Source organism: Aridibaculum aurantiacum, from assembly GCF_017355875.1.
Classification (GTDB): domain Bacteria; phylum Bacteroidota; class Bacteroidia; order Chitinophagales; family Chitinophagaceae; genus Segetibacter; species Segetibacter aurantiacus.
Genome location: NZ_JAFEWC010000002.1, coordinates 473,414 through 486,242, shown reverse-complemented (window position 1 = coordinate 486,242; position 12,829 = coordinate 473,414). Strand labels below are relative to the sequence as shown.

The window sequence follows — 12,829 nt, the reverse complement described above, 5'->3', positions numbered from 1 at the left end:
CATTTTGCATTCACTTATGGAAATCTCCTGAACATCGTATACCTGAGTATCATTTCCAGCAACAACAAAACAACTGCCGCAAGCACAAAAGGAAAAAACTGTTCGGTATACCGGTCGTAAGTTGTCACCTGGATCTTTGTCTTCTCCAGTTGGTTGATACTTGCGTATACCTTCTTCAATCCTTCTTTGTCTACTGCATGAAAATATTGTCCTCCTGTTTCGCGGGCTATATCCTGTAGCAGCGTTTCGTTGAATTCAAGTTTCTTCCTGTTCTGCATGCGACCTTGCGGAGTATCCACCTGTTCGTCTACTTCCTTATCTGATCCAACACCAATTGTATAAACTTTTATGCCGTACAACTTAGCCATCTCCTTGGCAATATCGGGAGGTATCATACCTCCGTAGTCAACACCATCGGTTAATAAGATAATGATCTTGCTCTTTGTCTTTTGATCTTTCAACCTGTCAACGCTGGTAGCAAGGCCGGAGCCTATTGCTGTACCTTCTTCCTCTAAATAACCACTGCGAATATTATTTACCTGGGCAAGAACAGTATTCTTATCGGTAGTAAGCGGGCACAAGGTAAAGCTCTGCCTGCTGAAAATAACAACACCCATCCTGTCGCCTACGCGTTCGTTTATAAAATTTAATGCAACTTCTTTAGAAGCTTCCAACCTGTTAGGCAAAAAATCCTTTTCATTCATACTCCCGCTTATGTCAATGCAGAGAATGATGTCGATACCTTCTCCTTCCGTTTGTTGTTCCGTGTACTTATGTTGTGGGCGAGCAACGGCTACAATAAGACAGGCCAGAGCAATACAGCGCAGCACAAACGGAAAATGCCTGAACCATGTTTTGAAGCTGCGGATTTCAGAAATGAAATTGGTAGTGGTAACCAGCATAGAAGGCTGGCGCTGCTGAATGTTTCTCCAATACCAGTAGGCCAGGATAGGCAACACCAGCAACAGGCCTAATGCCTGCGGCCATGCAAACGTGATATTTTGAAACCACTCGTACAGCATCACTTCTTTTTGGGTTGATAAGCAGCATGCGCCTGTGCAGCGGCCACTTGTTGTATATATTGTTTGGTAATTTCCACTGCTCTTTCATTCTCTTCTACCGGCGGAATATAGCGTGCAAACTTCACCGTTTCGGCCATTCGCAGTAGTTGAAAGAATGCTGTTTTAGATGATGGTTCAGCAGCTACAGGTTGAAGTCGCACCATCCACTCATCTGTAGTTTCTTGCAACGATGGATGAGCCAGCTGCAGGTGAAAATATGAACGGGCGATATCAGTAACTTTTATATAGTGCTGTTTTACTTGTTTGTGCAGGTAGAGCTGCTGTTGCTGAAGTTTATCCAGTTCAAGCAAGGCCCAATCCAATGGGGTTTGATTTCCCTTCAATACAGGCTTTACGATTACCTGGTTCTTTTTCTTTTTGTAGAAATAGTAGATAAGCGCCAGCGAAACCAGCGCAAGAAGAATAAGTGCAGCAATGATGTACCATGGTGTCCCTACCTGTACTTCCTCTATTTCCTTTACATCATGGTAGTCTTGCATATGCCTTACATCCACTGGCATTACTTCCAGCGTAATGGGTGGTGTAGCACCTTTCAGACCCGGTACAGTAAGTGGAGGCAGTTCCCAGCGGCCACTGTCAAACGAGGTGATGGTAATGACCTGGCGATAGTTGACGATGTTGCCAATATTGATGGTATCGATCTTTTGCCGCTCTACTACCTCTATATGATTGATGCTATCAGGAATGCTGAACCAGCCGTTCAACGAACGTGCATTCTCAACTGCAAGTATGAGTTTTACCTGCTCACCCATGATGATCTTATTCCGATCTACTCCAGCCATTGGTGCCTGCGCTATACCAGTAATGTACACTAACGACAATAAGAGTTGCAGGCAAATAATATGTTTGATCCGTTGTTTCAATTATGCTCTCCTGATAAAAAATTGTTGTAAAAGCTTTACATAATCATCGCCTGTAGAAATCTGCAACAGGTCTGCACCGGCGGTTCTGAAAGCTGCTTTTGCATCCTGTAATACACGCTGAAATTGCTCATGATACTTTTGCCGCGTGAAAGCATCGTTTGTATCTAACAAAACAACTTTTCCTGTTTCTGCATCCTTTACCTGCACCAGGCCAATAGCCGGCAAAGTTTCATCTCGCTTGTCATACACCTGCACACCTACTACATCGTGGCGTTTAGCTGCTACCCGAAGCACATCGCTATAGCCGGCATCTGCAAAATCGCTTAGCACAAATACAATGCTTTTATGACGCGTTGTATTGTTTAAAAACCGCAGGGCTTTCACCACGTCGGTATAAGATGACCGTGCATCAAAATCTATAAGCTCACGTACCATATACAGCACATGATCGCGTCCTTTTTTCGCAGGTATGAATTTCTCTACATGATCGCTAAATAAGATCACGCCTACTTTATCGTTGTTGGTAATTGCAGAAAAAGCAAGCACAGCACACATCTCCGTAATCAAATCTTTCTTGCTCTGCCTGAATGTTCCAAACAAGTTGCTGGCGCTGATATCAACTAATAAATAAACAGACAGCTCACGTTCTTCTTCAAACACCTTACTGTAAGTATGACCCATTCGTGCAGAAACATTCCAATCGATAAACCTTGGATCATCACCTGCTGAATAATCCCGCACTTCCTTAAAAGCCATACCCCTACCCTTAAATGCAGTATGATACTCACCCGTAAACAGGTGGTTCGTAAGCCGCTTGCTCTTTATCTCCAGCTCACGCACTTTTTTCAGTATCTCTTGGGTGGTCATGAAGTGTTTGTGGTTTGGGTGTTTAAGGTTTAAAGTTTCTGGTTCCTGGTTTCTGGTTTTCTGGTTGCTGGTTGCTGGTTGCTGGTTGCTGGTTGCTTATTCCTATTTTTCGTTGTGGCTGCTTACATAGCTAAGCTGTAACATCAATAGAGTTGATAAAACTTATTGAACCAGAAACAAGAAACCAGGGACCTATCAACTTCAATTAAGGAACCGGTATCACATTCAATATATCATCCACTATTCTTTCTGATGTTATGTTTTCGGCTTCGGCTTCGTAAGTAAGGCCGATGCGGTGGCGCATTACATCTTTGCAAATTGCTTTTACATCATCCGGTATCATATAACCGCGCTTGCTCATAAAAGCATGCGCTTTTGCTGCCAATGCTAAATTGATGCTTGCCCTTGGCGATCCACCATAGCTCAATAATGGCTTTAGTTTATCCAGTCCATATTTCTCAGGATAACGCGTTGCAAAAACTATATCAATAATGTATTGCTCCACTTTTTCATCCATGTATATCTCACGTACCAGGTTGCGAGCCTGTATGATCTCGTGTATGCTTACCACCTGGTTTATCTTTGGCACCTCCATTCCCTGCACCTGCCTGCGAATGATCATTTGCTCTTCTTCCCTTCCAGGATAACCCACTACTACTTTTAGCATAAAACGGTCTACCTGGGCTTCAGGTAATGGATAAGTTCCTTCCTGCTCCAGTGGGTTTTGTGTAGCCAAAACAAGAAATGGTTCCTCTAGTTTATGTGTCTCATCACCAATGGTTACCTGCTTTTCCTGCATGGCTTCCAGTAGTGCACTTTGCACTTTGGCCGGGGCACGGTTGATCTCATCCGCTAAAATGAAATGCGCGAAGATGGGACCTTTACGTATCACAAATTCATGCTTCTGCTGGTTGTAGATCATCGTTCCTACCACATCGGCAGGCAACAGATCGGGAGTAAATTGTATACGGCTAAACTTTGCCTGTACAGCCTGCGCCAACGATTTAATAGTAAGCGTTTTTGCCAATCCAGGCACACCCTCCAATAGTACGTGGCCATTGCTCAATAAGCCTATCAACAACCTGTCTACCATATACAACTGGCCTACTACTACTTTTGAAAGTTCTACTCGTAAGCGTTCTACAAACATGGCAGCATGCTGTATGCGTTCATTTAATAGCCTTATATCTTCAGCAGTTTGCATCTCAAGGTTTTAAAAGTGAAAATAAAACTCAGGCCATGATCACTCATGGCCTGCGACAAAAATAAATAGAATAGTAAAAACAGTTACCGCGAAGAAGATTTGAATGCTCGAACCCTTTGCTCATCGTTTTTTACCTTTTGCCAGTACTTGCGTGCAACAATAAGCATTCCAAAACTTTCTCCGTCTTCTTTTCCTAAATGCTTATGATGCATTTTGTGCGCCCACCGTACTGCCTTCACAAATCTATTGTTACTACGGGTAAATAACTTGAACCGCTGGTGAATGATGATGTCGTGCACTATGAAATATGCAAGTCCATACAATGCGATGCCCGCACCAATAGACACTACCCAGTACTTTTCATTCATGCTGCCAAGCATAATACATAACCAACTGGGAATTGCGAAGATGAGAAAGAATGCATCATTTTTTTCGAAGAAGCCCGGGCTTTTTACATGATGGTCTTCGTGAAGAAACCACAGCCATTTATGCATTACATATTTATGCGTTGCCCATGCTACAAATTCCATGAAGCAGAATGTACCAAGCGTTATCAATATGTATACTATCCAGTTCATAAAAAGGTGCGTAATGTGCCAAAAAACAAAAGCTGAATGATTAACAAATGTACAGCGAATTGGTTGTGCCTTTGGAAGCCCGACCTCGTAAAAACATACAATAAACCTGTACTGATAATAAACCAACACAGGTAGTTTAAAAACGGGATCGAGCCATCGCCCAGCCAGGTCCAGAAGCCTAGCTTTACTGCTACCGGCTCCATCACATAATCAAACAAGGTTGCTAAAAGCGCACCATCTATGATGATGGAAAGCTTCTTGATATTATCAGATAACATACTTCCTGCAGTTACATATTTCTGCTCTATCCATTCATGTAGCTTTGTTACAGCCATACCCGAACAATACATCACCACGAACCAATTGATGCCTATCAGGTAAGGAACATCTAAAAGTTTTGGCCCCATCACCGTGCCATATGCATATTGGCCAAACAGGAAGCCGGTGTGCACACCAATCATTTCGGTTGTCATTCCTACCACAAAGCACAAAACCATAAAAAGGAGAAAACGCATGTTCAGCTGGCCGTGCGTCCATATTATCAAACCAAACATGAGCAGCAAATTCAGGGTGGTGTTTTCAATGAACCATTCGCGGTGAATAGTAAACATGCCTATGCATCCGCTTACATGAAAAAGCAGTGCAATGAAGGTTGCTATTCCTGCCTTGTTGAATGATGGGATGTTGAATGACATGTTTTAGTGATGCAGGAGTTTCTTCTTATCGGCCTCAATAATCTTACTTACTATAGCAGCGCTTTTCAAACATAAAGGGATACCACCACCAGGATGTACACTTCCACCAGCAAAATACAAGCCTTTGATCTTTGACGTAAAATTCGGATGACGCAGAAAAGCAGCCATTTTTGAATTGCTGCTGGTTCCATATAATGAGCCCATATACGACTGCGTTTGTGCCTCTATTTTTACAGGATCTAAAGTTTCTTCAACAGCTATATATGGCTCTATGTCTTCGCCTAACATGGCTGACAGTTTAGATAGAATTGCCTGCTTTGCATACTGCTTCAGTGCTTGCCAATCCTGGCCTACATTGGCAGGAGCATTCACCATCACAAACCAATTTTCACCTCCTGCAGGTGCATGCGCCGCCTCCATTTTAGAAGTGATGTTGATATAAACAGTAGGATCAGCAGAGAGCGTTTTTTGGTTAAACAATCGCGTGAACTCTTCTGCATAATCTTTACTGAAAAATATATTGTGCAAATGGAGTTGCGGAAATTGTTTATTCATGCCCCAGTAAAAAATGATGGCGCTACTACTGCGTTCCTGCTTCAGTATTTTGCGTGCTTCATATTCATCTTTCAGCAGGTGCTTATAGGTAAAATATGCATCGCCATTACTTACTACCAGGTCAGCTTTTATATTTTCCCCATTTACTACCACGCCATGCACCCGTTGCTCGTGCGAAATAATACGCTCAACAGGTGAATCAAAATAAAACTGTACTCCCTGCTTTAGCGCCAGTTTATACAGTGCATTTGTAATGCTTATCATGCCGCCCTTAGGATAGAAGGTGCCTTCATTTTGCTCCAGGTGCGGTATCAGGCTGAGCATGCCAGGCGCCTTGTATGGATTGCTTCCATTGTACGTGGCAAACCTGTCGAACAATTGAACTGTGGCGGGTTGCTTAAAATGATCTTTATTCAACTGGTGAAGCGACTGCAGTATGTGCTTGCGTCGTGTAGCAGCCAGTGCTTTACCTATAGGAGCAGCCAGCAACATCTTACGCTTGTGCAGGCTGGTGTTTAAAAAAATGTCACCAATCTTGTTGTAAAGATTTTCTGATTGCTGCAAGTAATCCAGCACTCGCGAAGGCTCTTCACCAAGTTTGGTATGCAGCTCTTCAGCAAATGCAGCGGCATCTGTATATGCATTTACAATGGTGCCATTAGGGTAAAAATATTTGCAAGCTACCGGCACTTTTTCATACTGCAGGTACTGCTCAATTGGCTCATTGGCTACAGCAAAAAGTTCTTCTACATTGGCCGGCTGCGTAAACAAACTCGGACCGGCATCGAAATGAAAACCTTCTTTTTCGAAAGCATGGAGCTTGCCACCGGGATGGCTATTCTTTTCATAAACCGTAACATGGAAACCTTGAATGGACAGCCTGGTAGCAGCCGCTAAACCTGCAACACCTGCACCTATAATGACTGCTTTAGGATGTGACATAGGCTGCTATAGCTGTTAAAGAAGGGCGTCCTTTTGGGTGCGCCACCAATCAAATACTTTAGGGAAAGCGATATGGAACCACGCGGTATACTTATGCGGATGCGACTGCAATGAGGTCTCAATTTCTTCCATCGACTTAAAGCAGAAATCCTGCACTTCATCTTTGTTAGGTTCTATTTTACCTGTAAAATTTCCGGCATAAACGTGATCGTACTCATGCTCAGTTAAACCGTTATCAAAGGATGCTTTGTATGTGAAGTCGAATATCTTTTTAATGGAAGTATTGATGCCCATTTCTTCCTGCAGGCGGCGCAGTGCTGCACTATCTGTTGTTTCGCCTGGACGTGGGTGACTACAGCAGGCATTCGTCCACAAACCACCGCTATGGTATTTAGCTTTAGCACGCTGTTGCAGTAGCATTTCGCCACGTTCGTTGAATAAAAAAACACTGAATGCGCGGTGTAGTTCTGCTTTAAAATGGGCTTCCATTTTTTCCATAGTACCAATCGGCTCATCATTCCCGTTCACGAGTATCACTTCTTCCATGGGTTCAAAAATAAGGGAAAGCTACAGGATATTAAGTTGGCTGCGTAATCCTGCCTTGGCTACTATTACCACTTTTCCGTAGTTAGGAATTCTTATTCGCTCATCCTTTATCCGGCGGGCTTGTGTGCGCTTTATTTTTCTGAAAAGAGACAGGTAATACTTGTAAGCTACATACACTCCAAAGCGCGCTTTTACAGGTAATTGTAAAATGCCTTTATAAGCTTCATCAAAATCGTTTTGTATATCTTCTTCTATTTGCTGTTTGGCTTCTTCCGAAAAATTATTGAAATCGCAGCCAGGAAAATACATCCTGTTCAGGTCTTCACAATCTGCTTTCAGATCGCGCAGGAAGTTTACTTTCTGAAATGCAGCACCCAGCTTTTTTGCATACGGCTGCAATTCATCAAAATGCTTTTGGTCGCCTTCGCAAAATATGTACAGGCACATCAATCCCACCACTTCTGCACTGCCATATATATAGCTATCGTATTCGGTTCTGTCGTACTTCTTTTTATTCAGATCCAACTCCATGCTGTAAAAGAAAGCATCAATTAAGTTGTGCTGGATCTTGTATTCGTTCACTGTTTCCTGGAAGCTGTGAAGGATAGGGTTCAGGCTGATACCCCTTGTTATAGCATCGTATGTCTCCTTCTTGAACTGCTGCAGCAATGCTTCTTTATCATGCGCATGAAAAGTATCTACAATCTCATCTGCAAACCGTACAAACCCGTATATGTTATAGATGGGCGTTCGCAGGTCTTTGTGTAGTAATTTAATAGCCGAAGCAAAAGAAGTACTGTACCTCTCTGTAGTTATTTTACTGCACTGGTGGCTTACGTCGTAAAACAATTGCATCATATAAACGCGGTACTTTTTTCTTTGATAATCTATTTATAAACAGCTTCCAGCTGCCCACATTCCTTTACTACCTGCTTTGCTACCAGCTCTCCACTTATTAGTGCTGGTGGCACTCCCGGTCCAGGTACAGTAAGTTGCCCTGCATAAAAAAGGTTGCTGACCTTTTTGCTGCGCAACGATGGTTTTAAAACAGCTGTCTGCATCAATGTGTTCGCAAGGCCGTAAGCATTGCCTTTAAAAGAATTATAGTCGCTTATAAAATTGCTCGTAGCATAGCTTCTTTTAAAAACAATTGCATCAGATATTGTTTCGCCGGTGCGCTCTTCAAATCGTCTAATAATTTTTTGAAAATATTCTTCTCTTACCGCTTCGGTATCATTCTCCAATCCTGTAGCTATGGGTATTAAAAAGAATAAGTTTTCGCAACCCGCCGGCGCTAATGAAGCATCGGTAACAGAGGTGACGGATACATAAAACAGAGGATCACCCGGCCACTGTTTGGTCTCGTATATCTCCTTAGCATGCTGCTGGAAAGGCGCATCAAAAAACAAGGAGTGATGCTGCACGTTTTTCAATTTTTTGCTGATGCCTACATAGTACAACAAGCATGAAGGAGCCATGACCCTTGTTTGCCAATAGGTGTCGGTATAGGATTGCAAACCTTCATCCAGTAATTGTGTTTCTATGTGATGGTAATCTGCCGCTCCTATCACCATGTCAGCTTCCAGTAAGCCTTTATCAGTTGCTACTGCTTTTGCATGTCCATTGCGCACAACTATACTGGTAACGTTTGTATCAAAATGAAAAGTAACTCCCAGCTCTTCTGCCAGTGAATGAATTCCTTCAACCACGCTGTACATGCCGCCCTTCGGAAACCAGGTTCCACCCTTGATGTCAGCATAGTTCATCAGGCTGTACAATGCAGGTGTATTTTCGGGTAAAGCCCCCAGAAAGAGAACAGGAAACTCCATTAATTCACGCAGCTGCTGGCTTTTGAAAAAAGAAGCAACATGCTTTTTCATATTGCTGAATACATCCAGTTTTAGCACACCGGTCATCACTTCCCAGTCAATAAATTCAGCGGCAGAAAGTCCTGGCTTGTATACCAGTTTTTGCATACCTACTTTGTACTTGTATGCAGCTTCGGCTAAAAATTTATCCAGTTGATTTGAACTTCCGGGTTCTATCTTTTCAAATAGTTGCTGGAGTGCAGCGTAATCCGCAGGTATGTCTACAGCCTCCGCAGGCCAATAAACTTTATATGAAGGATCTAAACGTGTAAGCGTGTAGTAGTCAGAAACAGATTTACCAAACTGGCTAAAAAAACGTTCAAAAACATCAGGCATCCAGTACCAGCTGGGCCCCATATCGAAAGTGAAACCGGCAGCTTCCATTTTACGTGCTCGTCCGCCAGGCAGCGAGTGCTTCTCCACCACATCTACCTGCCAACCGGCCTTTGCCATAAAACAGGCTGCAGACAAGCCGGCAAAGCCACTACCTATGATGACTACTTTTTTCACGTGTATACTTGAAAGATAAGACTAATATCGCTGCACTTGCTCCTTTAGCAGCTTCCGTGCAAAATGTATCCTGCTTTTAATGGTGCCCAGCGGCTCGTGCAACATGTTGGCAATCTCATGGTATTTAAAACCATCGAAGTAAAGCAGGAATGGCTTGCGGAATATATCAGGCAGGCTGTGTACTGCTTCATTTATTTCTTTTACCTGCAGGTTAGAAACAGCAGCATTTGAGGCTGTTGACTGGTTATAATCCAGGAGGTAATCATTGGGTGTGCTGTCGAAAATTGTGTTCTGCCTGGCTTTCCTGCGATAGTCATTAATAAAAATGTTTCGCATGATTGTGTACAACCAGGCTTTCAGGTTGGTGCCTACATTATACTTTTCGCGGTTAGCCAGCGCCCTGAACATTGTTTCCTGGTAAAGGTCATTCGCTGTTTCATGATCACGCGTAAGATTGATGGCAAAGGGCCGTAATGAGTCTGCGTTTGCAAGTAACATCTGGCTAAATTCTACTGTAGACATACCAACTGTTTTAGTTTCTATACATTAAAGTTAAACATAAAAAACACGAGAAACAGCATTTTGTTTAAAAGAATTATATTCTACTATAAACAAAAAGAAGCTTTCGCCTATTCATGTACGATAATGTTCAACAGTTGGATGTGCCGCTGTTAAATATTTTCTATACCAGCCATTACTTCTGCCAATGTGCTTTTGAAGCTGATATTAGCAGGAACTGACTTTTTATAATCATGCGTAACTGGACCTGAGATGATAACCGGAACATCAGGAATACGCTGGTGGAGTTGGTTCATATACTTCTCCAGGTTGAAGTTGTGAGCCACCGATGTAAGATGCGTGTGGAGGTAAAGCGGGTTCTTCATTTTCACTACCACCTCCAAATCTTTAAGCGGCAAACTTGCTCCCAGGTACAACGAGCGAACACCTCTTTTCTTTAGCAGGTAGTTCACGTACAGCAGGCCAAGCTCGTGAAATTCATTTTCCGGCAGGTATAAAAGCACCAGCTTATCGCTACGCCAGTTGTTGGAAACATTTTCAATTCCTACCACCAACTTCTGCCGTATTACATTGGTTACCAAGTGCTCTTGTGCAGGGTAAATATGGTTTGTCTGCCACAGTATTCCTACTTTTTCTAAGAACGGAAAAATGACATCCATGATGGTTTTGTCTATGCCATGTGCCGCTATGTATCCAGAAAGTACATCATCAAAATCATCTATTTCCATTTCTACCATATGGCTGATGAGTTGATTAAGCACACTTTCCTGCTTTGCGTGTACAGCTGCCAGGTTTTGTATCCGCTCTTCCAGCTCCCTCGTATCCATCTTATCTATGTGCGAGATCTTATAGCCATAGCGGTTCAACAATGCTATGTTGAGGATCGTTTTCAGCTCTTCATTGCTGTAGTACCGGATGTTGGTGCCGGTGCGCTGAGGTTTAATGAAGGAGTAACGTTGTTCCCATATCCTGATGGTATGCGCCTTTACGCCGCTTAGGTTTTCCAGGTCTTTGATAGTGAAAGCATTCATAACTACTAACTGTGTTTAATGTTACCGGGTTTAAAGAAGCCTTACCACTAAAACATTAAATTAACCAAATGGTTCAACAAACAAAAAAACCGGCATTTGCCGGTTGTTAAATAGATCAAGTTCAATCATGAAAGTTGGTGCTATTGCCCCGGAAGCTTATGAATGCGCTTCAGGTACTGGCCATAGCCGCTCTTTATATACTTTTCTGCAAGTTGCATCAGCTCAGGATGGGAAAGGAAGCCCATGCGATATGCTACCTCTTCTATACAACCAATCTTTTGTCCCTGGCGCTTTTCTATTACACGAACAAATTCTGAAGCATCGCTAAGAGAGTCAAATGTCCCGGTATCCAGCCATGCTGTACCGCGGTCCATCACACCTACTTTTAGTTTGCCTTGCTCCAGGTAGTGGCGGTTTACATCAGTAATCTCGTACTCGCCGCGTGGTGATGGTTTTATATTCTTTGCTATTTCAACCACTGAATTGTCATAGAAGTACAATCCCGGAACAGCATAATGTGATTTTGGATTTACCGGCTTTTCTTCAATGCTCATTGCGTTAAAATGCTCATCAAATTCAACCACGCCATAACGCTCAGGATCGCTTACCTCGTAAGCAAATACAGCTGCGCCTTCTACATCATTAAACGATTGAACAAGCTTACTGAAACCACTTCCGTAGAAGATGTTATCCCCCAATATTAGAGCTACTTTCTCTTTTCCTACGAACTCTTCGCCTATAACAAAAGCTTGTGCTAAACCATTAGGAACTGCCTGCACCGCGTACTGCAGTTGACATCCGAATTCGTTGCCATTGCCCAGCAGGCGCTGAAACTGTTCGCTGTCTTCTGGAGTAGTGATGATTAAGATCTCCCTGATACCTGCCAGCATGAGCACGCTCAGCGGGTAGTAGATCATTGGCTTATCGTATACCGGCATCAGCTGCTTGCTTATGCCTTTGGTAATGGGATACAAACGGGTACCGGATCCACCGGCGAGGATAATTCCTTTCATGTTAGTTAAACAGTGTTTGACAGTTAGCCAGGGTTGGCAACTCCTGGTCTTTAGATGAAACAAGCAATTCTTCAGCAGATAGCTGCCAGTCTATGTTAAGTTCGGGATCATTGTATATCAACCCACCTTCAGATGCTTTGTTATAAAAGTTATCGCACTTGTAAAAGAAATCAGCAGTATCGCTGAGTACCACAAAACCATGTGCAAAACCACGTGGTACGAATAACTGTGTATGCGAGTCTTCCGATAAATGAACCGCAACATGCTGCCCAAATGTTGGAGATGAACGACGAATATCCACCGCTACATCCAGCACTTCGCCACGCAGCACACGCACCAATTTAGCCTGTGCATGTTCACCTGTTTGGAAATGTAATCCGCGCAGTACACCACGGGTAGAACGTGATTGGTTATCCTGTACAAAATCAACTTCTACACCTGAAAGATCCTGGAAGCGTTTTTTGTTGAAGCTTTCAAAGAAGTGTCCACGCTCATCAGGAAACACGCTGTCGTGTATGATGAAACAGTCCTGTAGCTTTGTTTTTTCAATTTTCAT

At 43.0% G+C, this 12,829-nt stretch carries 14 protein-coding genes; all 14 read right to left on the bottom strand.

Annotation, left to right across the window (positions count from 1 at the left end):
- Window positions 1-14: 14 nt before the first annotated feature.
- The 14 genes from J4N22_RS13465 to rfbC all read right to left on the bottom strand — a co-directional run bounded on the left by J4N22_RS13465 (window position 15) and on the right by rfbC (window position 12,829).
- Complete coding sequence (locus J4N22_RS13465; RefSeq protein WP_207495372.1) at window positions 15-1,022, bottom strand: vWA domain-containing protein; 1,008 nt, start codon at window positions 1,020-1,022, stop codon at window positions 15-17.
- Window positions 1,022-1,903, bottom strand: coding sequence for a hypothetical protein (locus J4N22_RS13460; RefSeq protein WP_207495370.1), 882 nt, complete (start codon window positions 1,901-1,903; stop codon window positions 1,022-1,024). The genes J4N22_RS13465 and J4N22_RS13460 overlap by 1 nt, the downstream gene beginning before the upstream one ends.
- 42 nt (window positions 1,904-1,945) lie before the next feature.
- Window positions 1,946-2,812, bottom strand: coding sequence for a DUF58 domain-containing protein (locus J4N22_RS13455; RefSeq protein WP_207495368.1), 867 nt, complete (start codon window positions 2,810-2,812; stop codon window positions 1,946-1,948).
- Window positions 2,813-3,017: 205 nt separating this feature from the next.
- Window positions 3,018-4,016, bottom strand: a complete 999-nt coding sequence (locus tag J4N22_RS13450; RefSeq protein WP_207495366.1) for an AAA family ATPase — start codon at window positions 4,014-4,016, stop codon at window positions 3,018-3,020.
- 83 nt (window positions 4,017-4,099) lie between these two features.
- Window positions 4,100-4,594: a sterol desaturase family protein gene (locus J4N22_RS13445; RefSeq protein WP_207495365.1), complete on the bottom strand. Its 495-nt coding sequence runs from the start codon at window positions 4,592-4,594 to the stop codon at window positions 4,100-4,102.
- On the bottom strand, window positions 4,591-5,289 hold the full coding sequence (locus tag J4N22_RS13440; RefSeq protein ID WP_207495364.1) for a carotenoid biosynthesis protein: 699 nt from the start codon (window positions 5,287-5,289) through the stop codon (window positions 4,591-4,593). Before J4N22_RS13440 ends, J4N22_RS13445 begins: the two co-directional genes overlap by 4 nt.
- Before the next feature lie 3 nt (window positions 5,290-5,292).
- Window positions 5,293-6,786 (bottom strand): 1-hydroxycarotenoid 3,4-desaturase CrtD, encoded by a 1,494-nt coding sequence (gene crtD, locus J4N22_RS13435; protein WP_207495363.1) that lies wholly within the window; start codon window positions 6,784-6,786, stop codon window positions 5,293-5,295.
- A gap of 15 nt (window positions 6,787-6,801) precedes the next feature.
- Complete coding sequence (gene idi, locus J4N22_RS13430; RefSeq protein WP_207495362.1) at window positions 6,802-7,332, bottom strand: isopentenyl-diphosphate Delta-isomerase; 531 nt, start codon at window positions 7,330-7,332, stop codon at window positions 6,802-6,804.
- A gap of 21 nt (window positions 7,333-7,353) precedes the next feature.
- Window positions 7,354-8,190 (bottom strand): phytoene/squalene synthase family protein, encoded by an 837-nt coding sequence (locus J4N22_RS13425; protein WP_207495361.1) that lies wholly within the window; start codon window positions 8,188-8,190, stop codon window positions 7,354-7,356.
- Window positions 8,191-8,219: 29 nt separating this feature from the next.
- Window positions 8,220-9,710, bottom strand: coding sequence for a phytoene desaturase family protein (locus J4N22_RS13420; RefSeq protein ID WP_342450934.1), 1,491 nt, complete (start codon window positions 9,708-9,710; stop codon window positions 8,220-8,222).
- A 21-nt stretch (window positions 9,711-9,731) separates the two neighbouring features.
- Window positions 9,732-10,232: an RNA polymerase sigma factor gene (locus J4N22_RS13415; protein WP_207495360.1), complete on the bottom strand. Its 501-nt coding sequence runs from the start codon at window positions 10,230-10,232 to the stop codon at window positions 9,732-9,734.
- Between the two features lie 149 nt (window positions 10,233-10,381).
- Window positions 10,382-11,260 carry a MerR family transcriptional regulator gene (locus tag J4N22_RS13410; protein ID WP_207495358.1) on the bottom strand — a complete coding sequence of 293 codons (879 nt, stop codon included), beginning with the start codon at window positions 11,258-11,260 and terminating at the stop codon, window positions 10,382-10,384.
- Between the two features lie 140 nt (window positions 11,261-11,400).
- Window positions 11,401-12,273: a glucose-1-phosphate thymidylyltransferase RfbA gene (rfbA, locus tag J4N22_RS13405; RefSeq protein ID WP_207495355.1), complete on the bottom strand. Its 873-nt coding sequence runs from the start codon at window positions 12,271-12,273 to the stop codon at window positions 11,401-11,403.
- Window position 12,274: 1 nt separating this feature from the next.
- Entirely contained in the window at window positions 12,275-12,829 is a 555-nt protein-coding gene (rfbC, locus tag J4N22_RS13400; RefSeq protein ID WP_207495353.1) for a dTDP-4-dehydrorhamnose 3,5-epimerase, read from the bottom strand.

Bases quoted from the DNA above. Each gene is read 5' to 3' on its own strand.
- J4N22_RS13455 (WP_207495368.1), bottom strand. From the start codon at position 2,812: ATGACCACCCAAGAGATACTGAAAAAAGTGCGTGAGCTGGAGATAAAG.
- J4N22_RS13415 (WP_207495360.1), bottom strand. From the start codon at position 10,232: ATGTCTACAGTAGAATTTAGCCAGATGTTACTTGCAAACGCAGACTCA.
- idi (WP_207495362.1), bottom strand. From the start codon at position 7,332: ATGGAAGAAGTGATACTCGTGAACGGGAATGATGAGCCGATTGGTACT.
- J4N22_RS13465 (WP_207495372.1), bottom strand. From the start codon at position 1,022: ATGCTGTACGAGTGGTTTCAAAATATCACGTTTGCATGGCCGCAGGCA.
- J4N22_RS13425 (WP_207495361.1), bottom strand. From the start codon at position 8,190: ATGATGCAATTGTTTTACGACGTAAGCCACCAGTGCAGTAAAATAACT.
- J4N22_RS13450 (WP_207495366.1), bottom strand. From the start codon at position 4,016: ATGCAAACTGCTGAAGATATAAGGCTATTAAATGAACGCATACAGCAT.
- rfbC (WP_207495353.1), bottom strand. From the start codon at position 12,829: ATGAAAATTGAAAAAACAAAGCTACAGGACTGTTTCATCATACACGAC.
- crtD (WP_207495363.1), bottom strand. From the start codon at position 6,786: ATGTCACATCCTAAAGCAGTCATTATAGGTGCAGGTGTTGCAGGTTTA.
- rfbA (WP_207495355.1), bottom strand. From the start codon at position 12,273: ATGAAAGGAATTATCCTCGCCGGTGGATCCGGTACCCGTTTGTATCCC.
- J4N22_RS13440 (WP_207495364.1), bottom strand. From the start codon at position 5,289: ATGTCATTCAACATCCCATCATTCAACAAGGCAGGAATAGCAACCTTC.
- J4N22_RS13445 (WP_207495365.1), bottom strand. From the start codon at position 4,594: ATGAACTGGATAGTATACATATTGATAACGCTTGGTACATTCTGCTTC.
- J4N22_RS13410 (WP_207495358.1), bottom strand. From the start codon at position 11,260: ATGAATGCTTTCACTATCAAAGACCTGGAAAACCTAAGCGGCGTAAAG.